Annotated in this window: 25 protein-coding genes and 1 tRNA gene; 13 read left to right on the top strand and 13 right to left on the bottom strand. The window is 73.5% G+C overall.

What is annotated here, in order from left to right:
* The first annotated feature begins 97 nt into the window (after positions 1 to 97).
* Positions 98 to 1,081 (top strand): aldo/keto reductase, encoded by a 984-nt coding sequence (locus tag BLW57_RS30785; protein ID WP_093479002.1) that lies wholly within the window; start codon positions 98 to 100, stop codon positions 1,079 to 1,081.
* Entirely contained in the window at positions 1,078 to 3,324 is a 2,247-nt protein-coding gene (locus BLW57_RS30780) for a helix-hairpin-helix domain-containing protein (RefSeq protein WP_093479001.1), read from the top strand. Before BLW57_RS30785 ends, BLW57_RS30780 begins: the two co-directional genes overlap by 4 nt.
* Before the next feature lie 98 nt (positions 3,325 to 3,422).
* Here BLW57_RS30780 and BLW57_RS30775 read toward each other — a convergent pair whose 3' ends face one another.
* A complete protein-coding gene (locus tag BLW57_RS30775) occupies positions 3,423 to 4,136 on the bottom strand; it encodes a hypothetical protein (protein ID WP_093478999.1) in 714 nt (237 codons plus the stop codon).
* 47 nt (positions 4,137 to 4,183) lie between these two features.
* Between BLW57_RS30775 and BLW57_RS30770 the strand changes: the two genes are divergently transcribed.
* Complete coding sequence (locus BLW57_RS30770) at positions 4,184 to 4,372, top strand: DUF5703 family protein (RefSeq protein ID WP_005485166.1); 189 nt, start codon at positions 4,184 to 4,186, stop codon at positions 4,370 to 4,372.
* 90 nt (positions 4,373 to 4,462) lie between these two features.
* Here BLW57_RS30770 and BLW57_RS42910 read toward each other — a convergent pair whose 3' ends face one another.
* The 3 genes from BLW57_RS42910 to BLW57_RS30755 all read right to left on the bottom strand — a co-directional run bounded on the left by BLW57_RS42910 (position 4,463) and on the right by BLW57_RS30755 (position 7,143).
* Positions 4,463 to 5,293, bottom strand: a complete 831-nt coding sequence (locus BLW57_RS42910; RefSeq protein ID WP_093478998.1) for a chaplin — start codon at positions 5,291 to 5,293, stop codon at positions 4,463 to 4,465.
* A 144-nt stretch (positions 5,294 to 5,437) separates the two neighbouring features.
* Positions 5,438 to 5,671 (bottom strand): chaplin ChpH, encoded by a 234-nt coding sequence (chpH, locus tag BLW57_RS30760; RefSeq protein WP_073899767.1) that lies wholly within the window; start codon positions 5,669 to 5,671, stop codon positions 5,438 to 5,440.
* Positions 5,672 to 5,817: 146 nt separating this feature from the next.
* Entirely contained in the window at positions 5,818 to 7,143 is a 1,326-nt protein-coding gene (locus tag BLW57_RS30755; protein ID WP_093478996.1) for a M20/M25/M40 family metallo-hydrolase, read from the bottom strand.
* Positions 7,144 to 7,390: 247 nt separating this feature from the next.
* Between BLW57_RS30755 and BLW57_RS30750 the strand changes: the two genes are divergently transcribed.
* Positions 7,391 to 7,478 (top strand) — tRNA-Leu (locus BLW57_RS30750).
* Positions 7,479 to 7,547: 69 nt separating this feature from the next.
* On the opposite strand, the gene BLW57_RS30745 is transcribed toward BLW57_RS30750, so the two are convergent.
* The 3 genes from BLW57_RS30745 to BLW57_RS30735 are packed head-to-tail and all read right to left on the bottom strand — an operon-like array spanning position 7,548 to position 10,318.
* Positions 7,548 to 8,678 (bottom strand): CapA family protein, encoded by a 1,131-nt coding sequence (locus tag BLW57_RS30745; RefSeq protein ID WP_093478995.1) that lies wholly within the window; start codon positions 8,676 to 8,678, stop codon positions 7,548 to 7,550.
* 8 nt (positions 8,679 to 8,686) lie between these two features.
* Positions 8,687 to 9,994, bottom strand: coding sequence for a phosphoribosyltransferase family protein (locus BLW57_RS30740; protein ID WP_093478993.1), 1,308 nt, complete (start codon positions 9,992 to 9,994; stop codon positions 8,687 to 8,689).
* A 12-nt stretch (positions 9,995 to 10,006) separates the two neighbouring features.
* Positions 10,007 to 10,318 (bottom strand): dsRBD fold-containing protein, encoded by a 312-nt coding sequence (locus tag BLW57_RS30735; RefSeq protein ID WP_093478992.1) that lies wholly within the window; start codon positions 10,316 to 10,318, stop codon positions 10,007 to 10,009.
* Between the two features lie 173 nt (positions 10,319 to 10,491).
* Between BLW57_RS30735 and BLW57_RS30730 the strand changes: the two genes are divergently transcribed.
* On the top strand, positions 10,492 to 10,875 hold the full coding sequence (locus BLW57_RS30730; protein ID WP_093478990.1) for a YchJ family protein: 384 nt from the start codon (positions 10,492 to 10,494) through the stop codon (positions 10,873 to 10,875).
* A 6-nt stretch (positions 10,876 to 10,881) separates the two neighbouring features.
* Here the strand turns inward: BLW57_RS30730 and BLW57_RS30725 are convergent, their stop codons facing one another.
* The gene (locus BLW57_RS30725) at positions 10,882 to 11,583 is read right to left on the bottom strand and encodes a FadR/GntR family transcriptional regulator (protein WP_093478989.1); all 702 of its coding nucleotides are present in this window, start codon (positions 11,581 to 11,583) and stop codon (positions 10,882 to 10,884) included.
* 140 nt (positions 11,584 to 11,723) lie between these two features.
* Here BLW57_RS30725 and BLW57_RS30720 point away from each other — a divergent pair, with 140 nt between their 5' ends.
* From BLW57_RS30720 to BLW57_RS30705, 4 genes are read left to right on the top strand one after another with little or no spacing between them, the layout of a single operon-like run.
* Positions 11,724 to 12,242: a gluconokinase gene (locus tag BLW57_RS30720; RefSeq protein WP_093478987.1), complete on the top strand. Its 519-nt coding sequence runs from the start codon at positions 11,724 to 11,726 to the stop codon at positions 12,240 to 12,242.
* Positions 12,243 to 12,283: 41 nt separating this feature from the next.
* Positions 12,284 to 13,681, top strand: coding sequence for a GntP family permease (locus BLW57_RS30715; protein ID WP_093478986.1), 1,398 nt, complete (start codon positions 12,284 to 12,286; stop codon positions 13,679 to 13,681).
* 13 nt (positions 13,682 to 13,694) lie between these two features.
* On the top strand, positions 13,695 to 14,456 hold the full coding sequence (locus BLW57_RS30710) for an SDR family oxidoreductase (RefSeq protein ID WP_093478984.1): 762 nt from the start codon (positions 13,695 to 13,697) through the stop codon (positions 14,454 to 14,456).
* 14 nt (positions 14,457 to 14,470) lie between these two features.
* On the top strand, positions 14,471 to 15,496 hold the full coding sequence (locus BLW57_RS30705) for an L-idonate 5-dehydrogenase (RefSeq protein ID WP_093480967.1): 1,026 nt from the start codon (positions 14,471 to 14,473) through the stop codon (positions 15,494 to 15,496).
* A gap of 50 nt (positions 15,497 to 15,546) precedes the next feature.
* Here BLW57_RS30705 and BLW57_RS41570 read toward each other — a convergent pair whose 3' ends face one another.
* The 4 genes from BLW57_RS41570 to BLW57_RS30690 form a co-directional block, all read right to left on the bottom strand.
* Positions 15,547 to 15,717, bottom strand: coding sequence for a hypothetical protein (locus BLW57_RS41570; RefSeq protein ID WP_176985783.1), 171 nt, complete (start codon positions 15,715 to 15,717; stop codon positions 15,547 to 15,549).
* Positions 15,718 to 15,962: 245 nt separating this feature from the next.
* A complete protein-coding gene (locus tag BLW57_RS30700) occupies positions 15,963 to 16,589 on the bottom strand; it encodes a cytochrome b/b6 domain-containing protein (protein WP_093478983.1) in 627 nt (208 codons plus the stop codon).
* Positions 16,573 to 17,310 (bottom strand): molybdopterin-dependent oxidoreductase, encoded by a 738-nt coding sequence (locus BLW57_RS30695; protein WP_093478981.1) that lies wholly within the window; start codon positions 17,308 to 17,310, stop codon positions 16,573 to 16,575. Before BLW57_RS30695 ends, BLW57_RS30700 begins: the two co-directional genes overlap by 17 nt.
* A 90-nt stretch (positions 17,311 to 17,400) precedes the next feature.
* A complete protein-coding gene (locus tag BLW57_RS30690; protein ID WP_093478980.1) occupies positions 17,401 to 18,363 on the bottom strand; it encodes a hypothetical protein in 963 nt (320 codons plus the stop codon).
* A 382-nt stretch (positions 18,364 to 18,745) separates the two neighbouring features.
* On the opposite strand from BLW57_RS30690, the gene BLW57_RS30685 reads away from it, so the two are divergent.
* From BLW57_RS30685 to BLW57_RS30670, 4 genes are read left to right on the top strand one after another with little or no spacing between them, the layout of a single operon-like run.
* Positions 18,746 to 19,636: a DMT family transporter gene (locus BLW57_RS30685; RefSeq protein WP_093480966.1), complete on the top strand. Its 891-nt coding sequence runs from the start codon at positions 18,746 to 18,748 to the stop codon at positions 19,634 to 19,636.
* Positions 19,637 to 19,658: 22 nt separating this feature from the next.
* The gene (locus BLW57_RS30680) at positions 19,659 to 20,174 is read left to right on the top strand and encodes an NUDIX domain-containing protein (protein WP_093478978.1); all 516 of its coding nucleotides are present in this window, start codon (positions 19,659 to 19,661) and stop codon (positions 20,172 to 20,174) included.
* Between the two features lie 21 nt (positions 20,175 to 20,195).
* Positions 20,196 to 20,588, top strand: a complete 393-nt coding sequence (locus BLW57_RS30675; RefSeq protein ID WP_093478977.1) for a YidH family protein — start codon at positions 20,196 to 20,198, stop codon at positions 20,586 to 20,588.
* Positions 20,576 to 20,896: a DUF202 domain-containing protein gene (locus tag BLW57_RS30670; RefSeq protein ID WP_093478976.1), complete on the top strand. Its 321-nt coding sequence runs from the start codon at positions 20,576 to 20,578 to the stop codon at positions 20,894 to 20,896. Before BLW57_RS30675 ends, BLW57_RS30670 begins: the two co-directional genes overlap by 13 nt.
* Here BLW57_RS30670 and BLW57_RS30665 read toward each other — a convergent pair.
* Positions 20,893 to 21,840, bottom strand: coding sequence for an NADP-dependent oxidoreductase (locus BLW57_RS30665; RefSeq protein ID WP_093478974.1), 948 nt, complete (start codon positions 21,838 to 21,840; stop codon positions 20,893 to 20,895). The two genes, BLW57_RS30670 and BLW57_RS30665, sit on opposite strands and share 4 nt — an antisense overlap.
* Positions 21,841 to 21,870 lie beyond the last annotated feature (30 nt).

Here is a 21,870-nt window from a genome sequence, read left to right as displayed (position 1 = left end):
GCAGGGCGGACGGGCGGCCGGAGTGCGCAGGACCTGGGCGGAACCGGTTGTCCACAGGCCACCCACGGCAGAGGTTCTGGCCAGTAATCTCGCCCGCATGGAGCAGAGGCATCTCGGCCGTACCGGCCTGCGTGTGTCCCGGATCGGGCTCGGCACCCTCACCTGGGGCCGGGACACCGACGAGCACGACGCCGCGGACATGCTGAAGGCGTTCTGGGATGCCGGCGGAACCCTGGTCGACACGGCGGACGTGTACGGCGACGGGGAGGCGGAGTACCTGCTCGGGCGGCTCATGGACGGCCTGGTGCCGCGCCGGGAACTGGTGATCTCCACCAAGGCGGGCAGCGTCCCCGATCCCGAACGCCGCTACGACGGCTCGCGCGGCCACCTGCTCGCCGCGCTCGACGCGTCCCTGGCCCGCCTGGGCACCGATCACGTCGACCTGTGGCACGTGCACGCCTACGACCCCGAGACCCCGCTCGAGGAGACGCTCCAGGCTCTCGATCTGGCGGTCAGCAGCGGGCGCGCCCGGTACGCGGGCGTCTCCAACTTCTGCGGCTGGCAGCTCGCCAAGGCGGCCACCTGGCAGCTCGCGGCGCCGGGCATCCGGACCCGGCTGGCCGCCACGCAGCTGGAGTACTCGCTGCTCCAGCGGGGCGCGGAGCGCGAGGTGCTGCCCGCCGCGCTCGATCTCGGTGTCGGTCTGCTGCCGTCCTCGCCGCTCGGGCGGGGGGTGCTGACCGGCAAGTACCGCCATGCCACTCCCCCGGACTCGCGCGGCGCCTCCGAGCATCTGGCGCTGTTCGTCGAGCCGTACCTCGACGACACGGCGACGCGCATCGTGGACGCGGTGACGACCGCCGCCGACGGGCTCGCGGTCACCCCGCTCCAGGTGGCGCTCGCCTGGGTCCGGGACCGGCCGGGTGTGGCCGCGCCGATCGTCGGCGCGCGCAACGCGCAGCAGCTCACGGCCGCATTGTCAGTGGAGGCCCTTAGTCTTCCTGACGAGATCTGCCGGGCGCTCGACGATGTGTCGGCGCCCGTGCACCGCTATCCCGATCACGACTGGAGCACGCTGTGAGCACGGAGCCGGAGACCACGGAGGAAGCCGGGCCGGGGACGCCGGACGATCCGGAGACCGCCGGCCGGGAAGCGGCGCCCGAGGAGAGCCGTGCGCAGGACACCGGGGAGCCGGAGGGGTCCGGGCAGGACACCGGGGAGACCCGCGGCACCGGCGGCACCGAGGGGGACGCGGGCCTCGCCGGTGGCGAGGAGAGCGCCTCCGCCGGGCAGTCCGAGGCGGCGGCCGAGCTGGCCGCGCAGCGGGTCGAGCGGGAGCGCATCGAGCGGCGCAAGGCCGAACGCGACGCCCCGATCGCGAGCGGTGCCAAGCTCAGCGGCACGGCGGCCGACCTGCTCGCGGCCGTACGCGCCGTGGAGAGCGGCCGTAAACCGGTGGCCGCGGTGCCGGCCGGACCGGCGCCCGCCCCCCGGGACCCGGCTCCGGAGCCCGTCCGGCGTCCACAGCCCGCGCCCGTCCCTGGCCCTGCCGTGCCCGTCGCGCCCGTCGTGTCCGACACGCCCGCCCCGCAGGTCGTGGAGGCCGCGCGCCGGGTGCTGACCGAGGGCGGCGCACCGGACTCCCTGGCCTACCAGGTGGCCGCGGCTCTCGGTGAGGGCGCCGACACGGCACTGAGGGAGGACCCGTGGCAGCTGCTCCGGGCCGCCGGTGTCAGGCCCGAGCAGGCCGACGGCTTCGCGCGGGCGCTGCTCGGTGCCGCGTGCGGTCCGGACGACGAGCGGCGGGGCCGCGCGCTCACGGTCTGGCTGCTGGAGCAGGCCGCAGCGGCCGGCCACACCGCCCTGGATCTGTCCACGCTCACCACGGCTCTGGGCCGGCAGGGCGTGCCCGGCCCGGACGAGGCGGTGCAGGAAGCGCTCGCCGAGGGCGAGGCCCTGATGTTCCAGGACCCGCTGGACGAGCCCGGCGCCCCGGCGGTGCGGGCGGAGGACGCCGAGGAGGAGGAAGCCGAGCGGCCGGTCCGGGTCCTCGTCGCCCTGGAGCGGTACGCGATGGCGGAGGAGAGCCTCGCCGACGGCCTGGCCCGGCTGGTCAACTCCCCGTCGAAGGAGGCCGAGCAGGCCTGGGAGGCGGCCGTCGCCGGGGTGTCCCGAGGCCCGGCCGAGCTGGTCCGCGCGGTCGCGGCGCACGGCCTGGTGCTGCACACAGGCGGGGAGGCGGCCCGCGCCGAACCGGCCGCGCTGCTCGACGCCGCCCGTGCCGCGGGCCTGCGGGCCTTCGCCGCCTGTCACACCGCGTACGGGCGGGACCGCCTCGCGGCGCATTCCGGCCGGGAGCCGGCGGAGCACGGTGTGGGCACGGTCGACGGTCTGCTGTCCGGCGCCGAGGGGCCCGGCCGGGACGCCGACGGTGCGCTGGAACTCGATCTGCTGATCGTGATGGACGCGCCCCAGCTGGACGTGGAGCACGCCGCGATGCTGGTGGAGTCGCTGCCCGACGGTGCCCGGCTGCTGCTCAGCGGCGATCCCGGTGTGCTGTGGTCGGCCGGTCCGGGGCGGGTCTTCACAGATCTCCTCGCCGCTCGCTGCTGCCCCCAGGTCGCCTCCCGCGTCCCCGACCCCGGCCCGCTGGGCGAACTGGTCTCCGGTGTCGGCGTGGGCGAGCTGAACCAGGTGGACGCGCCCGGCAAGGAGATCGTCATCGTGCCGGTGCGGGACGCGGGCGAGGCCGTGCACCGGACCGTGCAGCTGGTCGCCGACTCGGTACCGCGGGCGATCGGCGTCCCGGCCGAGCAGACCGTGGTCATCACCCCGGGGCACGGCGGTGCCGTGGGCACGCGGGCTCTCAACTCCGCCCTGAAGGAGCGGCTCAACCCCGGTCCGGGCCGCTTCGGCGGCTTCGACCCGGGCGACCGGATCGTCCACTCCCCCGCGCCGGGCCGTGCCGTCCCGGGCGTGGTGGTGAAGGCCGACACCGAGGGGCTGCATCTGACCTGTGCGGGCGCCCCCGTGGTCGTACCGAGGGAGCGGGTGGAGGCATGTGTCCGGCACGGCTGGGCGCTCACCGCGCACCAGGCGGTGGGCGCGCGCTGGCCCGCGGCCGTCGTGGTGCTGCCCGGCGACGCGGCACAGGCCCTCAGCAGGCCCTGGGTGTACACGGCGTTCGGCCGGGCGGAGCGGCATCTGTCCGTGGTGCACGGAGTGGAGCAGGCGCTGCCGAAGGCGGTCGCGGAGATCACGGCCAAGCCGCGCACGACCCGGCTCCAGACGCTGCTGCGCGCGCAGGTGCCGACGCCGGACTGACGCCGTCCCGCTCCCCCGTCGCGGCGGCCGTCAGCCGCGACGGCGGGGTCCGGCGGTGCCGTGCCGGCCAGTGGCCGTGACGGCACCGCGGGCCGGGATCACTTCCCGGCGTCCTCGGCCTCGTCCGCGTCCACGGCCTCGTCCACGTCGCCCGTGTCCTCGACGAATTCGAGATCGTCTTCGTCGTCCTGGTCGTCGTCCTCGTCGTCGAAGACGGCACTGACGTCGAACCGGCACACCACCTGCTGCGGATCGACCTGCTCGAACGGGGCTTCCAGCCACTCCCCGGCCTCGGGCGCCTCGTCGGTCGCGGTGACCCAGAGCGTGGAGTCGCCCTCCTCGAGGCCGAACTCCTTGTGCCGGGAAGCGATCTCGTCCGGTTCGAACTCGCCGAAGAGGATGCCCAGCGACCCGGGGAGCGTCGTGCCGGCACCGTTTCCGTTGCCGCCGACGTCCTCGTACTCGGCCGCCTCGACCCGCTGGGCCTGCGCCAGCAGCCGCTGGGGTTCCGCCACGGTGTAGTCGCGGCGGATCAGCACGCTGATCGCGTTCGGCTCCTCGGGCCCGGCGTAGGGCGGCAGCGTGTCCTCCGCACCCGGGATCTCGAAGGGGGTGACTTCGTCGTAGCGGTCGTAGAGCACCTCGTCGTACGCCTCGGCGGCCGCGGCCAGCTGGTTGAACGCCTCGGAGACGGCCGGGTCGTCCTCCCCCGACCGGCCTTCGACCGCAGCCAGGTGACGGTCGAGCGCGGTCTTCACCGCTTCGGCGGCGGCGCGTACCTCGGCAGCGGTGGGCTGCGCAGCATCAGACATAGTGCAGACGCTATCCGTACCGGGCACCAGCCCGCACAATAGATGCGATGCCGGAATACGAATTTGTCGACGTGTACGTGCCTCGCGGGGTGTCCCGCAAGGACGCCACGCGTCTGCTGACCGACCACGCCGAGTACGGACACTGGGAGTTGGACCGACTGAGCCTGCTGCGCGACGGCAGCCGCAGGGTGCGGTTGCGCCGGCGGATCATCCGCCAGGTGCGCGCCACCTGGTGAGACGGACGGACAGGAACCGGACAGGACAGGACAGGTGAACGCAGCGGGCCCCGCCGGGACGGCGGGGCCCGCTGCGTGTCCGGCGTCGGGTTACGCCGCGGCCCGTGCCTTGCGGTAGAGGACCGCGCCCGCGAGCAGCGCCCCGGCGCCGACCGGCAGGGCCAGGCCCAGCGGGACGTCGCTGCCGGTGTGGGCGAGCTGAGCGGTGGCGGGTGTCCGGGTCGAACCGGCGGTCTGCGCGTGGACCTGGGTGGACCCGTGGGACGTGTGGCCGCCCTTGCCGGGCGTGCCCCCTCCGGGGTGGCCCGGCGTACCAGGAGTGCCGGGGTGACCGGGAGTACCCGGGTGACCCGGGGTGCCGGGGTGACCGGGAGTTCCGGGGTGCCCCGGGTGGCCGGGATGCCCGGGCTGCCCCGGGTGGCCGGGCGGGTTGCCGTGGCCGTCTCCCGGCGGGGTGTGGTGACCGCCTCCGCCGTTGACGCAGTCGTCACCCGTGGTGGCGTTTCCGGCGCCGATGACGTCGACGCTGTTGCCGCAGACGTTCACGGGGACGTCGATCGGTACCTGCACGGTGTTGCCGGAACCGACGCCCGGTGAGCCGCCGGTGCGGCCGCCGGCGTGCGAGCCGTCGTGGCCCGAACCGCCGTGGCCCGAGTCGCCGTAACCCCCGGACCCACCGCCCCGGTTGGCGCAGGTGTTGCCGACCGACGGGTTGAGGAGCCCGACGACGTCGACGGTGTTGCCGCAGACGTTCACCGGCACGTGCACCGGCGCCTGCACCGTGTTGCCGGACAGTACGCCGGGTGAGCCGCCGGCGGTGCCGTGCGCGCCCGAGTCGGCGTGGGCGTAGCCGCTCGCGGCGGCGATCACACCGGTCGCCGCGGCCATGGTCATCAGGCCCTTGCGGGTGCCTTGTCGCATGCTGAGTTCCCCCCTGCCTTCGAAATTCCGCGTACACCGGTCCGGGACATGGAACGGTGCAGAAAGGCCGGTCGGCCTCGGAGCGCATGGCGCGCGCTCCGAGGCCGACGGCTCGCAAAAAGACGCCCCCTCAGGGAGCCGGCGTCACTTGTTGATGCAGGTGTTGCCGAAGGCGGGGTTCAGGAGCCCGATCACGTTGACCGTGTTGCCGCAGACGTTCACCGGGACGTGCACGGGCACCTGGATGACGTTGCCGGAAAGGACACCCGGGGAGTGCACGGCGGCACCCTGGGCACCGGAATCGGCGACGGCGAGGCCCGCACCCGCGAGAACCAGCCCACCGGTGGCAGCCGCAGCAGCGACGACCTTCTTGATCATTGTTCCTCCTCGTTGGCAATGCGACTCCAAGGTGCGGAGTCACATCACCAGTAACGAGGAGGAACTAATGAAGCTACGAGCCTATCGTCGCATTCACCCTTCTCAGTCGATCTCGTACGACTGGCCGATTACCCGGTGAAAAGGCCTCACGAGGCGTCGATGAAGCGGTCGAGCACCCGCACGCCGAACTGGAGCCCGTCCACCGGCACCCGCTCGTCCACCCCGTGGAACATGCCCGCGAAGTCCAGCTCCGGCGGCAGCTTGAGGGGCACGAAGCCGAAGCCGCGGATGCCCAGGTCGTCGAAGGACTTGGCGTCGGTGCCGGCGGACAGCATGAAGGGGATCGCCTTCGCCGCCGGGTCCTCGGCGAGCAGCGCGGACTGCATGGCCTCGACGATCGCCCCGTCGAACGTGGTCTCCACCGCCTTGTCGGAGTGCACGTCCTCGCGCCGCACGTTCGGGCCCAGGAGCCGGTCGAGGTCCGCGAGGAACTCCTCCTCGTGGCCGGGCAGGAACCGGCCGTCGAGGTGGGCGGTGGCCTCGCCCGGGATGACGTTGACCTTGTAGCCGGCGTTCAGCTGCGTGGGATTGGCCGTGTTGCGCAGGCTCGCGCCGATGAGCTTGGCGATGCCGCCGAGCTTGGCGATGGTGGACTCCATGTCCTCCGGGTCCAGCTCGGTGCCGAGGGCGTCGCCCAACTCGTCGAGGAAGGCCCGGGTGGTCTTGGTGACACGGACCGGGAACGTGTGCCGGCCGACCCGGGCGACGGCCTCCGACAGCTCTGTGATGGCGTTGTCGCGGTGGATCATCGACCCGTGCCCGGCGGTGCCGGCCACGGTCAGCTTCATCCAGTGCATGCCCTTCTCGGCGGTCTGGATCAGGTAGAGCCGCCGCTGCTCGCTGACCGTGAAGGAGAAGCCGCCGACCTCGCTGATCGCCTCGGTGACGCCCTCGAACAGCTCGGGGTGGTTGTCGACCAGGTGCCGGGCGCCGTAGGTGCCGCCGGCCTCCTCGTCCGCGAGGAAGGCGACCACGATGTCCCGCGGGGGCCGCCGTCCGCTGCGCAGCCGGTCCCGCACGACCGCGAGGGTCATCGCGTCCATGTCCTTCATGTCGACCGCTCCGCGCCCCCACACGCACCCGTCGGCGATCTCGCCGGAGAAGGGGTGGTGGGTCCAGTCGACCGCGTTGGCCGGTACGACGTCCAGGTGCCCGTGGATGAGCAGCGCGGGCCGGGACGGGTCCTCGCCCTCGATGCGGGCCACCGTCGAGGCGCGCCCCGGATGCGATTCGAAGATCTGTGGCTCCAGGCCGACCTCGGCGAGCTTCTCGGCCACCCACTCGGCGGCCTTGCGCTCACCGGGTCCGGAGTGGTCGCCGTAGTTGCTGGTGTCGAACCGGATCAGCTCGCGGCAGAGGTCCACGACCTCGTCCTCGCCGGTGACGCTCCTGGCCGTGTCCGTCTCGCTCACGCTGCTTCCTCCCGCTGTCACTGCTGCCTGTCCGCCGGTCGTCCCGTCCGCCGTCGTGCCGGCGGCGTCCCTGCCGGTGGTCACCTCATCCTCTCTCCGCCCCCTGCCCGGGCCAAAGACCGGTACCGGCCCGTCACATGCCGTTCACGCCGGGCCGCTGCCCGGACGGGGTGTGATCAGGCACCCCCGAAAGCCTGGTAATGTTTCCTTCGTCGCCGCGAGGGAAACCCCGCGCGACAGACACCTTGTCCGGGTGGCGGAATGGCAGACGCGCTAGCTTGAGGTGCTAGTGCCCTTTATCGGGCGTGGGGGTTCAAGTCCCCCCTCGGACACCAGCGAGGCCCCTGCTCTGCAGGGGCCTTTTGCGTTGCCCGGCGTCCGCCCCGCCCGCCCGGGTGGCGCGTTCAGCGGGGCGGGCCCGGGCGCAGGGGCCGTGCGGTGAGGGTGCCGTCGGGTCCGAGGTCGATGCGGGTGCCCAGGTCGCGGCCGTGCCGGTCGAGGGTGGCGCGCAGCCAGGCCGTGTCCCGGGCGGAGGCGTGCGTGAGGCTCATCCGGCGCGCCAGGAGGGGCACCATGCGCAGGCCGGTCAGCCGGCCGGTGCCGCCGTCCAGGGAGGCCAGGTACAGCAGTCGCAGGTCGTCCCGGTAGAGCTCGTGGCCGCCGATGCCCTCGTAGTCGTTGACGAGGTCGCCGCAGCCGTAGAGGACGAGCCGGTCGTGGTACACCTCGACCGGGCGCGGGTGGTGCGAGGAGTGGCCGTGGACGACGTCGACCCCGGCGTCGACGAGCGCGCGGGCGAAGCGGATCTCGGCGCGGGTGACGGTGTGTCCCCAGTTGGAGCCCCAGTGGACGGATGCGACCACGAGGTCGCCGGGCCGTCTTCGCGCTCGCAGCCGGCCGGCGAGGAGGGCCGCGGCGCGTTCGGTGGGAGCGGCCACGAGGGCCACCCCGGGCCGCTCGGCGGTGGCGGCCCAGCTGTGCGGGATGCCGCTGGACGGCATGCCGAAGGAGAGGACCAGCAGGCGTCCGCCGGTGCGCAGGGGGACGGCCGCGGGCCGCCACGCGGTGTCCGGGTCCGGGCCGGCGCCGGCCGCGCGCAGGCCGGCCGCGGTCAGCGCCTCGAGGGTGTCCGCGAGGCCGCGCGGCCCGAAGTCGAGCACGTGGTTGTTGGCGAGGGTGCAGACGTCGGGGCGGGCCGCGGCCAGGCAGGGCAGGTTGGCGGGGTTCATGCGGTAGTGGACGCCCTTGCCCGGCGCGAAGTCGCCGTCCGCGGTGACGGCGGTCTCCAGGTTGAGCACGCGGACGTCGGGTGCGGCGCGGTCCAGGGCGGGCAGTGCCTCGCCCCACGGCCAGGCCGGATCGGCGGGCCGGGGTATCGGGCCGCTCGCGGCCTCCGCGAGGGCGACGTAGTCGCGGGCGTCGTGCACCCAGTCCTCGCGCAGGGCCGGGTCGCCGGGGTGCGCGAGGATCTGGTCGACGCCCCGGCCGAGCATGACGTCACCGGCGAGGAAGAGGGTGAGGCGTCCCTCGTGCACGGTCCGGCCTACACGTGCGCGGGAGCCATGTGGTCCGTGAACCAGTCGCGGGCCAGGTCGGTCACCCGCTCCAGGGTGCCGGGCTCCTCGAAGAGGTGGGTGGCACCGGGGACGGTCTCCAGCCGGTTCTCGCACCTCAGCCGGGCCTGTGCCGCGCGGTTGAGTTCGAGGACCAGCGGGTCGGCGCCGCCCACGACGAGCAGGGTGGGCGCGGTCACCGCGGGCAGGCGCGCCCCGGCGAGGTCGGGCCGGCCGCCGCGGGAGACGACGGCGGCGGGGCGTGCGGAGGGTTCGGTGGCGGCCCACAGGGCGGCGGCGGCGCCGGTGCTGGCGCCGAAGTAGCCGACGGCGAGCCCTTCGGCGCCGGGGCGGCCGCGCAGCCAGTCGGTGGTGCCGGCCAGCCGTTCGGCGAGCAGGCGGATGTCGAACACGTTGGCCCGGTCGCGTTCCTCGTCCTCCGTGAGCAGGTCGAAGAGCAGGGTGCCGAGTCCGGCCCGGTTCAGTCCCTGGGCGACGAACCGGTTGCGGGGGCTGTGCCGGCTGCTGCCGCTGCCGTGGGCGAAGACGACGACGCCGGTGGCGCCGGCCGGCAGGGTGAGCCGTCCGCGCAGGCGTACGGTGCCGGCGACCGGTTCGACCTCGTGGTCATGGCCGGGGGTGCCGGTGGCCCGGCCGTGGCGGGCGGCGGCCCGTCGCAGGCAGGCGGTGACCTCCTCGTCGTCGACCTGGGTGAAGTCGCCGTAGAACTGGCCGATGGCGAAGAAGTCGGCGGGGGTGTCGAGGCAGACGACGACGTCGGCGTCGTCGCCGAGCCGGCGGGCGAGGTCCCGTGGTGCCACGGGTACCGCCAGCACGATGCGGGCCGCCCCGCGGGCCCGGGCGATCCGGCAGGCGGCCCTGGCGGTGGAGCCCGTGGCCACTCCGTCGTCGACGACCACGGCGGTCCGGCCGGTGACCGTGACGGGGGCGCGTGCACCGCGGTAGCGGGCCGCCCGCCGGTCGAGGACCGTACGCTCGTGCGCCTCGACCCGGTCCAGGTCGGCCCGGCCGACGCCGGTGTGCCGCAGTACCTCCTCGTTGACGACCCGCACCCCGTCCTCGCCGATGGCACCCATGCCGAGTTCGGGCTGGTAGGGCACGCCCAGTTTGCGGACCAGGCAGACGTCCAGCGGCGCGCCGAGTGCCTCGGCGACCTCCGCGGCGACCGGTACCCCGCCGCGGGGCAGCCCCAGCACGACGACGTCCTGGCCCCTGAGGTGGTGCCGCAGGCGGCTGCCCAGCTGCCGTCCCGCCTCGGTCCGGTCGGTGAAGAGCATGGTGCCGCTCCGTCACTCCCGGGCCAGCCAGAGCGGGGAGGGGCCCTCCGCGTCGGCGGCTCCCGTCTCCCTCATGTCCCCGTCGGCCGCGCGCAGCAGCAGGCGGCCCATGGCGATGAGGGCGCGGCCGGCGGCGAGTTCGTCGCCGATGTCGGGTATCGCCTGGTCGTAGGGGCTGCGCCGGGCCTCGGCGTGGCTCTCCAGGACGTTGTCGCCGGTGTCGAGGACGATCCGGGCAGTGGTGTCCGGGTCGTGCTCGGACAGGTACAGGTTCAGCCGCCATTCCTTGATGGCCGGAGCACGGCTGCTCACCGGTCGGGTCATCGTCCGCCACCTCGCTCCGCGGGTCGGGCCGCTACGGGCCGCCGGTCGCCTGCCGGTCCGTCGTGGCTGGTCGCGCGGTTGCCCGCGCCTTGGCGGGGCGCGGCGACCACGCCCCTTCCACTGTGCACCCGGGCCGCGGTGGACGCCTCCCCTGTCCGGGCAGAATGTGCGTCATGACCTCGCGCACCTGCCCCTGCGGGCTCCCCGCGTCCTACGACGCCTGCTGCGGCCGTTTCCACGGCGGCTCGACGGCCGCCCCGACCGCGGAGCTGCTCATGCGCTCGCGGTACAGCGCGTTCGTGAAGGGGGACGCGGGCTACTTGCTGCGCACCTGGCATCCGCGGACCCGGCCCGGGCGGCTGGAGCTCGACCCGGGGACGAGGTGGACGGGTCTGGAGATCCTGGACGCCACCGACGGGTCGGCCTTCCACAGCGCGGGCACGGTGACCTTCCGGGCGTCCTACCGGGGCGGTTCGCTGCTGGAGCGGAGCCGGTTCGAGCGGGTGGACGGGGCGTGGGTGTACGTGGACGGGGAGTTTCCCGAAGAGCGGGAGTGAGACCGGCTAGGGCGCCAGGATGTCCAGTTCCTGGAGGGCGCCCACGGTGATCTGGCGGGTCAGTTCCTCGGCACGTGCCGCGTCGCCGGCGCGGACCGCCTCCGCCACCTGTACGTGCAGGGTCACGGCCGCCGGGTCGGGGTCCTCGAACATGACCTCGTGATGGGTGCGGCCCGCGAGGACCTCCGCGACGACGTCGCCGAGGCGGGCGAACATCTCGTTGCCCGAGGCGTTGAGGACGACGCGGTGGAAGGCGATGTCGTGGATGAGGTACTTCTCCAGCCGGTGGCCGCGTGAGTTGGCCACCATGCCGAGGGCGCACTCGGTGAGTTCGGCGCACTGCTCCGCCGTGGCGTGCCGGGCGGCCAGGGCCGCGGCCAGGGGCTCGACCGCCGAGCGGAGCACGGTCAGGGAGCGCAGCTGGTGCGGGCGGTCGGCGCCGGCCAGGCGCCAGCGGATGACCTGCGGATCGTAGACGTTCCACTCGGCCTTCGGGCGGACCGTGACGCCGACGCGGCGGCGGGACTCGACCAGGTGCATGGACTCCAGGACACGGACCGCCTCGCGCATCACGGAGCGTGACACCTCGAAGTGCTGGGCGAGTTCGTCCGTGCGCAGAACACTGCCCGGCGGGTACTCGCCCGCGGTGATCGCGGGGCCGAGGGTGTCCAGTACGTGGCCGTGCAGCCCCCGGCCCGGTGTGGTCATGCACTCAGCGTACGACCTGGATCACGGAGACAAAAAGTCAGACTTATACGTCACACACTCTTGAATTCGTCGTACCTAATAGGTTTCAGTGTGGCGACGCCGACGTGGCGTCGGATGTCGAGGAAGACAGCGAGGCAGTGATGCGTACCCCCCAGGTCGTCGTCGTGATGGGCGTCGCGGGGACGGGCAAGACCACCATCGGTCCCTTGCTCGCCGCGCGACTGGGCGTTCCGTACGCCGAGGGCGACGACTTCCACCCCCCGGCCAACATCGCCAAGATGTCCGCCGGGATCCCGCTCGAGGACAGCGACAGGTGGCCCTGGCTGGAGGCCATCGGGCACTGGGCGCACGGGCGGGCCGGGCTCGGCGGGGTGGTCAGCAGCTCGGCGCTGAAGCGGTCGTACCGCGACCGGCTCAGGGCCGTGGCCCCGGGCGTCGTGTTCGTGCATCTCACCGGTGACCGGAAGCTGATCGAGGACCGGATGACGCAGCGCCAGGGGCACTTCATGCCGACCGCGCTGCTGGACTCCCAGTTCGCCACGCTGCAGCCGCTGGGGGCGGACGAGGCGGGAGTCGCCGTGGACGTCGCGGGCAGCCGCCAGGAGATCACCGAACGCGCCGTACGGGCGCTGGACGCGCTTCCCCTCGCATCCGAGTAACACCTCACCCCCGTCCCCCCCGTCTTCACAAGGGAACCCCCGTGACCAGACTCAGCGTCGAGATGCTGGCAGCGGACGCGCCCGCGCCGATCACCTCCGCCGGACATGCCCAGCTGGGCATAGCCGTCCTGGTGGGCATCGCCGTGATCGTCCTGCTCATCACCAAGTTCAAGTTGCATGCCTTCCTTGCCCTGACCATCGGTTCACTGGTGCTCGGTGCGGTCGCCGGAGCGCCGCTCGACAAGGCCATCGTCAGTTTCACCACCGGGCTCGGCACCACCGTGGCCGGCGTCGGCGTCCTGATCGCGCTCGGGGCGATCCTGGGCAAGCTGCTCGCCGACTCCGGCGGTGCCGACCAGATCGTCGACACGATCCTCGCCAAGGCGGGCGGGCGTGCCATGCCCTGGGCGATGGTGCTGATCGCCTCCGTGATCGGCCTGCCGCTGTTCTTCGAGGTCGGCATCGTGCTGCTGATCCCGGTCGTGCTGATGGTCGCCAAGCGCGGCAACTACTCCGTCATGCGCATCGGCATCCCCGCCCTCGCGGGTCTGTCCGTGATGCACGGCCTGATCCCGCCGCACCCCGGCCCGCTGGTCGCGATCGACGCGGTCAAGGCCAACCTGGGTGTGACGCTGGCGCTCGGTCTCCTGGTCGCCGTCCCCACGGTGATCATCGCCGGTCCACTGTTCTCGAAGGTCGCGGCCCGCTGGGTCGACGTCCCGGCGCCCGACCGGATGCTGCCCCAGCGCGCCTCGGACGAGCTGGAGCGCCGCCCGGGCTTCGGCGCGACCCTGTTCACCATGCTGCTGCCCGTGGTGCTGATGCTGGCGAAGGCGCTGGTGGACATCGTCATCGACGACCCCGCGAACTCCACGCAGCGGGTCTTCGACGTCATCGGCTCCCCGCTGATCGCCCTGCTCGCCGCCGTCCTCGTCGGCTTCTTCACGCTGGGCCGGCCGGCCGGCTTCGGCAAGGACCGCCTCCAGCAGACCGTCGAGAAGGGCCTGATGCCCATCGCGGGCATCCTGCTGATCGTGGGTGCCGGCGGCGGCTTCAAGCAGACGCTGATCGACTCCGGGGTGGGCCAGATGATCCTGGACGTCTCCAAGGACTGGTCGATCCCGGCGCTGCTGCTGGCCTGGCTGATCGCGGTGGCGATCCGGCTGGCGACCGGCTCGGCGACGGTGGCGACGGTCTCGGCGGCCGGTCTGGTGGCGCCGCTCGCGGCCGACATGTCGACCACCCACGCGGCCCTGCTGGTGCTGGCCATCGGCGCGGGCTCGCTCTTCTTCAGCCATGTCAACGACGCCGGCTTCTGGCTGGTGAAGGAGTACTTCGGGCTGACCGTCGGGCAGACGGTGAAGACCTGGTCGGTGATGGAGACGATCATCTCGGTGGTTGCCGGCGGCCTGATCCTGCTGCTGTCCCTGGTGATCTAGGAGCGTTACGGCGATGACGGCTCACCCCCTCTTCGACATCGGCGGCCGCACGGCCCTGGTCACCGGCTCCAGCCGGGGCATCGGACTCGCGCTGGCGCGGGGCCTGGCCGAGGCCGGCTGCACGGTGGTCCTCAACGGGCGCGACGGCGACCGGCTGGCCGAGGCCGCCGCGAAGCTGCCCGGTGACGTCCGCACGGCGGTGTTCGACGTGACCGACGGCCCGGCCGTGGCCGCCGGGATCGCCGACGTCGAGGAGCGGGTGGGCCCGCTCGACATCCTGGTGAACAACGCCGGCATGCAGCTGCGCGCCCCGTTGCTGGAATTCACCGACGCGAACTGGCACCGCCTGCTGGACACCAACCTCACGAGTGCGTTCCTCGTCGGCCGGGAGGCCGCCCGGGGCATGACGCGACGCGGCCACGGCAAGATCGTCAACGTCTGCTCGCTGCAGAGCGAGGTCGTCCGGCCGGGCATCGCGCCGTACGCGGCGACCAAGGGCGCGCTGAAGATGCTCACCAAGGGCATGTGCGCGGACTGGGGACCGTACGGTGTGCAGGTCAACGGCCTCGGCCCCGGCTACATCGAGACCGAGCTGACCCGTCCCCTGGTGGCGGACGAGGAGTTCAGCACGTGGGTGCGCGGGCGCACCCCGGCCGGCCGCTGGGGCCGTACCGAGGACCTGGTGGGCGGACTGCTCTTCCTCGCCTCGCCCGCAGCGGACTTCGTCGGCGGCCAGGTGCTGTACGTCGACGGCGGCATGACGAGCGTGCTGTGAAGGGGGCGGTGGGTGTGCTGGGTTGTGTGATCCACGGTGCCGGCGACCTCCGGGTGACGGAGCTGCCCGCTCCCCAACCGGGGCCCGGTGAGGCGCTCGTGGCCGTCCGGTACGGCGGGGTGTGCGGGTCCGATCTGCACTACTGGCGGCATGGCGGGGTCGGGGACTTCCGGCTCCGGGAGCCGCTGGTCCTCGGTCACGAGGTGGTGGGGACGGTGGTCTCCTACGGGGCGGACGCGGCCGGTCCGGCCCCGGGTACGGCGGTCGCCGTGCATCCGGCCACGCCGTGCGGCGTCTGTCCGGAGTGCGCCGACGGGCGGGCGAACGTGTGCCGTGACACCCGCTATCTGGGCAGCGCGGCCCGCACACCGCACGTCCAGGGCGGGTTCGCCGCACAAGTGACCGTACCGGCCGAGCAGTTGAGGGAGCTGCCGGCCGGTCTCGGACTGCGGCGGGCCGCGCTCGCCGAGCCGCTGTCGGTGGCCCTGCACGCCGTGCGGCGGGCCGGTGACGTGTCCGGGCTGCATGTGCTGGTGACCGGGGCCGGACCGATCGGATGCCTGGTGGTCGCGGCGGCGAAGGCGGCCGGTGCGGCCCGGGTGACGGTGACCGACCTGGTACCGGAGGCGCTGCGGTACGCGGCCGTCGCCGGCGCCGACACGCTCGTACGGGCCGACGACGCCGGCGACTCCGGGTGGCCGGAGGACGTGGACGTGGCCGTCGAGGCCTCGGGGGTCGCGGCCGGTCTGGACACGTGTCTGCGGCTGGTGCGGCGCGGAGGCGTGGTCGTGCAGCTCGGGATGCTGCCGCCGGGGTGGAGCCCGTTCGCCGGCAACCTCGTGGTGAGCCGGGAGATCGAGCTGCGCGGGTCGTTCCGGTTCGCCGACGAGTTCGACGACGCCCTCGAACTGCTCGCGGCCCGCGGTGAGTTCGACGGGCTGATCAGCGCCGTCACGCCCGTGGCCGAAGCGGAGGCCGCGTTCGCGCTGGCCGCCGACCGGGAGCGGTCCTGCAAGGTGCTGCTGGACTTCACCGACTGAGCGGGGTGCCACCGGCGTATCCGCGTGTCCCGGCGCGTCCCTGCGTGTCCCTAGTGGACGATGCGGGCGACCGTCCCGTGCTCGGGGTCCCCGAACCGTGAGATCAGCTGCGCGTCGCTCATGCGGTCGACCTCTTCGCAGCGCTGGACGGGAATGATCACGTGGGTGTCCCGGTCCGTCCAGTACTCGACGACGCGGACGGTGTCGGTGGCTCGGCTCATCGTGCTCCTCCTCTGTGGCGCGTGGGGTTCAGAGTGCGTCGCCGCACGTCGAGCGGTCAACAGGAATGAGGGCTTCCCTTTTGCTTTTGGGAAGCGTAGGTTCCGGTTACCCCGCGTCGGCGCCCCTTGAGGCGCCGTCGGCCCGCCGGTCCCGGGACGGCGGGCCGCGCGGGGGCCAAATACCGTCGTCGTGCGCCGTGTCGCCCTTGTGCCGGCCGCACTCCCTCAGCGGAGTCCGGTCGCCGTCAGGGGCGCCACAGGGAGTGCTCCCGCTCCGCCCACTCCCCGCTCACCGATCCCGTCCGCAGGCCCCTCCTGGCCTCGGGGTCGCCCAGCGCCATGCCGATGTGACCCGCGAGGACCACGCCGATGGTCAGGGCCAGCCAGTCGTGGACGAAGGTCGCCGAGGTGCGCCACACCAGCGGGGTGAGCCGCGTGAACCACATCATCAGGCCCGTGCCGAGCATGACCAGCGTCGCACCGGCGATCCAGGCGGCGTAGACCTTCTGGCCCGCGTTGAACTTCCCGGCCGGGCGCGAGGCGGGCGACCGGTCGCGGCGGAGCGCGGCGCGCAGCCAGATCCGGTCGTGCGGGCCGAAGCGGTTGAGGAAGCGCAGGTCGGCGCGGAAGCCCCGGGAGACGAGGCCCAGCAGCACCGGTACCGGCAGGGCGAGGCCCGCGCACTCGTGGACCCGGACCACCAGGGCCCGGCGGCCGACCATGACCGCCAGTTGCGGGATGTAGAGGACGGCCGCCGTCACCACACACACCCCCATCAGGGCCGCCGTCGTGCGGTGCACCCAGCGCTGCGACCGGCCGAAGCGGCGGACGCGGGCGCCCGGCGGGGCCGGGGTCTCAGCTCGTAGGCTCATCGGTCCGTCCGTTCGAGCGGCCCACCCAGGCGTCGACGTCGTAGCCGAGGTTCTCCCAGTAGCCGGGCCGGACCCGGTCGGTGACCGTGATGCCGGAGAGCCACTTGGCCGACTTGTAGAAGTACATCGGGGCGACGTAGAGGCGGACGGGACCCCCGTGGTCGTGGCCGATGTCCTTGTCCTGCATGCGCAGGGCGACCAGGACGTCCGGCCGGCGGGCCTGGGCGAGGGTGAGGCTCTCGGTGTACGTGCCGTCGAAGCAGGTGAAGCGGATGGCCCTGGCCGACGGGCGGACGCCGGCCGCGTCGAGCAGGTCGGCGAGCCGTACGCCCTGGAAGGGGGTGCCCGGGACGCGCCAGCCGGTGACGCACTGGACGTCCTTGACCAGCCGGGTCTGCGGCAGGGCGCGCAGTTCGGCGAGGGTGTAGCCGCGCGGGCGGTCGACCAGCCCGTCGACGGTGAGGCGGTAGTCGGCCGCGCTCCGGTGCGGGACGGAGGCGGCGACGGAGTAGTAGCGGAAGCCGCCGCCGTTGGGCAGCAGGCCGGTGAGGCCCGTCGGGTCCTTGCCGGCGACGGAGCCGAGCAGTCCTTCGAGGCCGCGCTGGAGTACGGGCGCGGTGGCCACGCCGAGCGCGCCCAGGCCGAGGGTGCCGAGGAAGACGCGGCGGCCGATCGGGCGTCCGTCCGGTTCCTCCGGTGGTTCGGGTCGTTCGGGGTTCACCTGTTCATTCGAACACTCGGGACCCGGCGGGGCCAGGGAATCGGGTCACCGGTAAGAGTTCCGTCATCACTTCTCACCCACGGCGGCCGCTCACCGGCCGAGCGCGCGGGCGCGGGCCGCATGGAATGCGGCGCGGGGGTCCGGGTGCGCGTACGACCAGGGCGCCGCGGTGACGTGCTCGCCGATGCGCTGGAACAGGGGTGCCGCCTCGGCCGGACGGCCGGCCGAGGACAAGGCGAAGGCCAGGTGGTTGAGGTCGAGGTGGCGCCGGGGGTGGTCGTCGTGCTCCCACTCCAGCCACCAGTCGAAGCAGGCGCGCAGGACGCCGCGGGCCCGGGGGCCGGCCCAGTGCCCGGAGGCGGCCGGGGCGAGTCCCGCGGCGGTGATGACGCGGAACCGCTCGGCGTGGGCGACGACCGGGAGGACGGCCAGCGGGGAGTCGGCGGGGGCCTCGGCGGCGGCCCGTTCGGCGACGTCGTACGCCTCATGGGCCTCGGGCCGGCCGCCCGGGGGCCGTTCGGCGAGGCGGGCGATCAGCAGGTGGTGGGCGTGGTGGTGCTCGGGGTGCCGGCGGCGGATCTCGGCGAAGGCGCCGAGCACCTCGCGCTCGGTGCCGAGGCGGCGGGCGAGCAGCAGCAGGCCGAGCCATGGGGTGGGGTCGGCCGGGGCGAGCGCAGCGGCCGTGTCACAGGCCTCGCGGGCGCCGCCAGGGTCCTCCTTGCCGCGCAGGGCGCGTCGTACGAGGGCCAGGGCGTACAGGGTGGCGGCGTCGGCGGAGCCGGGCTCGGCCTGCGCCCAGTCGTGGGCCCAGGCGGCGGCGTACGGTTCCCGCGCGAGGACGGTCAGGCGGTGGGCTCGGCGGTCCCAGTCGTCACCGGTGTGCAGCAGCAGGGAGCGGGCGGCCTGCCGACGGCCCTGGGCGAGGGCGGCGCGAGCGGTGCGCAGCCCCTCGTCGTCGAGGGCGTGGTCGAAGGCGCCGGGTGCGTCCGGCGCGTCGCCGGACTGGTCCGTGCGGGCCCGGCGTGCGCCGAGCAGGGGCGGGAGAGGGGGCACCGCGGGACTTCCTGTTTCTCGGGCTGCCATCGACCGATCACGCACAGCAAACCCCCCGCCATGGATGGCGTCAAGCGGAACCGCGGTGTTGCCTCCTTGAACTACCTTGCGTGAAACGGAACTTGAGAATCAGGGGTGCAGGTGGGGAGCCTCCTGCGGGGCTTTCGGCGGCGATCTGTGGCGTACGCCATGGCGCCGGGCGGCCGGGCCACGGACCATGGCCGGACGTACGCCCCCGCCTCGGTGCGCCTTGTGCCCGACCGGGTGGCGTGACCGAGTCAACTGCCCGGTTCCGGGCACTCTCCGGGTCGACGGGGTCCCGGGAGCGCTACAGTCGGCGACTACGCGTCCGTGGTCCGGCCGGATGATCGAGGTACGCAGCGTGTCCGTTCTGGTTCTCCTTCTCGCCGTGAGTGCTGCCTGCTGTCTTGGCTTCGGCTTCGTGCTCCAGCAGAACGCGGCGCAGAATGCACCGCTGAGCGACTACCTGTCGTTCCGGCTGCTGCTGGACCTGATGCGGGTGCCGCGCTGGCTGGGCGGGCTCGGCCTGATGGTGGCCGGCATGGTTCTCGGCGCGATCGCCCTCGGCAAGGGGGAGATCTCCCTGGTCGAGCCGCTCCTCGCGACCAACCTGCTGTTCGCGCTCGCCCTCTCCCGCCACCAGACCAGACAGCCGCTCGGCCGCCAGGGCTGGGCCGGTCTGCTGCTGCTCGCGGGCGGCGTGAGCACGTTCATCATGGCCGGCGAACCGCGCGGCGGCAGCGCCGTGGACGATCCGCTGCGGCACTGGCTGATCATCGGTGCCATGGTGGGCGCCGCGCTCGTCCTGACGACGTACGGCAAGCGCTCCCGGCTCAACTGGGGGCCGGTCCTGCTGGCCACCGCCGCCGGGCTGCTGTACGGGGTGCAGGACGCGCTGACCCGGGTCAGCGGCACGCTGTTCTCCGACGGCGGCTTCACCGAGCTGCTCACCGGCTGGCAGCCCTACGGTGTGCTGGCGTGCGGCGTCAGCGGGCTGATCCTGGTGCAGAGCGCGTTCGAGACCGCGCCGCTGCGCATGTCGCTGCCCGCGCTCACCGCGGCGGAGCCGCTCGCCGGGATCCTGTGCGGGGTGGGCTTCCTCGGGGACCGGCTGCGCACCGACACCGGGGCGCTGGCCTGGGAGGCGGCCGGGCTCGCGGCCGTCGTCACCGGCATCGTCCTGCTCGGTCTGCACCCGGCGATGCCCTGCGGCACCCCGGAGACGCGCCGCGGTGACCTACAGCGGCGCTGAACCCGGCTGCTTGGATGGGGGCATGAACCCCGCTGACGAGATCCTCGACATCGTCGACGAGCACGACCGGGTCGTCGACCGGCGCCCGCGCGGCGAGGCGTACGCCCTCGGGCTGCGCCACCGCTGTGTGTTCGTCCAGGCCCGGGACGCGGCCGGCCGGCTCTTCGTGCACCGGCGCACGGCCGGCAAGCTGGTGTTCCCCTCCCTGTACGACCTGTTCGTCGGCGGGGTCGTCGGGGCGGGCGAGTCCTACGACGAGGCGGCCCTGCGGGAGGCCGAGGAGGAGCTGGGCGTGCGGGGACTGCCCCGGCCGGCGTTCCTCTTCAAGTTCCTGTACGACGACGGGGCCGGGAAGAGCTGGTGGTCGGCGGTGTACGAGGTGCGCTGCGAGCTGCCCGTACAACCCCAGGCCGAGGAGGTCCAGTGGTACGGCTTCCTGTCCGAGGAGGAGGTCGGGCGGCGGCTCGGCGAGTGGGAGTGGGTGCCCGACGGGCTGGCCGCCCATGAGCGGCTGCGGGCGTTCCGGGCCGGTGGCTGAGGCGCCGGTAGGGTCGTCGGCGTGAGCGAATTCGTACGCAACATCCGGCTGTGGTTCGCGCCGGAGCAGGTGCGGGAAGAGGGTGGCACGCCCGACTACCGGTTCTCACTGGCCAACGAGCGCACCTTCCTGGCCTGGCTGCGGACGGCGCTCGCGCTGATCGGCGGCGGATTCGCGGTGGACCAGTTCCTGCCGGACCTGCGCTGGGGCTGGCGGGTCGGTCTCGCGCTGGCGCTGCTGGGCGCCGGTGTGCTGTGTTCCCTGCGGGCGCTGAACCACTGGGTGCGCTGCGAGCGGGCGATGCGGCGCGGCGAGGATCTGCCCGCGTCCCGGTTCCCGGCCCTGCTGAGCCTGGTCGTCGCGGTGGTCGCCGTGGCGATGGTCGTGGTGGTGCTGGTCGGATGGGAGGGGTGAGCACGGCGGGCCGGGACCCGGGGCTCCAGCCGGAGCGCACGCGTCTGGCCTGGCGCCGTACCACCCTGTCCGCCGCCGTGGCCGCCGTCCTCGCGGTACGGACCGCGCTGCGTGACGGGTCGGCGACCGGGGTGGTGATGGGCGCGGTGTGCTGTGCCCTGTGGCTCGGCTTCCTCGGTGTGGCCCATCACCGCATCCGCACGCTCTCGGCCGGCACCCCGCCGCCCGCGTTCACCCCCCGGCACGCGGCCGCGGCGGTGCTGTGCGCGGTGGCGACGGCCGTGTGCGCGGCCGTGCTGGTGGTCTAGGGGGCGTCGCCGGTGGTCCGGTCGACCGTGACGACGATCTTGCCGCGGGTGCTGCCCTCCTGGTTGCGGCGGTGGGCGTCGGCCGTGCGCTCCAGCGGGAACGTCTCCTCGACGTGGACGGTGAGGACACCCTGCTCCGCCAGCCCGGCGAGGGTCGCCAGGTCCTCGGCGTCGGGGCGGACGAAGCAGTACCGGCCGCCGTGGCCGAGCACCTCCGGGTCGGCGATGGACGCCAGGCGGCCCCCGGGGGCGAGCAGTTCGGCGGACGTCCGGAGGGTGTCCCCGCCGATGGTGTCGAAGACGGCGTCGACCCCCGCGGGGGCCAGTGCGCGCACCCGTTCGGCCAGGCCGTCCCCGTAGGCGACGGGTTCGCCGCCGAGGCCGCGCACGAAGTCGTGGTTGCGTTCGCTCGCCGTGCCGATCACCCGGGCGCCGAGGTGGGCGGCGATCTGCACGGCGAGGGAGCCGACCCCGCCGGCCGCCGCGTGCACCAGCACCGTGTCCCCGCGCCCGACCTCCAGCGCCTTCACCAGCACCTGGTAGGCGGTGAGCCCGGCAAGCGGGAGTCCGGCGGCCTCCTCGAAGGACAGGCCCGGGGGTTTGCGGGCCAGCGTGCGCACGGGCGCGGCGACGTACTCGGCGAAGGTGCCCCGGGACAGGAAGTCCTCGCGGACGTATCCGATCACCTCGTCGCCGGCGGCGAACTCGGTGACCGCGGGCCCGGGCCGGACGACCACCCCGCTGACGTCCCAGCCGGGGACGACGGGGAAGACGGCGTCCAGGACGGAGTCCAGGTACCCCTCGCGGCACTTCCAGTCGACCGGGTTGACGGCCGCGGCGCGCACCTCGACCAGTACCTGGTCGGGGCCGACCTTGGGGTCGCGCACCTCGCCGTACTCCAGCACCTCGGGACCGCCGTAGCGGGTGTAGCTGATGCCCTTCATGTCCTCGACCCTCCGGGGTACTCGTGCGCC

This window comes from Streptomyces sp. 1222.5, assembly GCF_900105245.1.
Lineage (GTDB): Bacteria > Actinomycetota > Actinomycetes > Streptomycetales > Streptomycetaceae > Streptomyces > Streptomyces albidocamelliae.
This window is presented reverse-complemented; position numbering and strand designations above follow the sequence as displayed.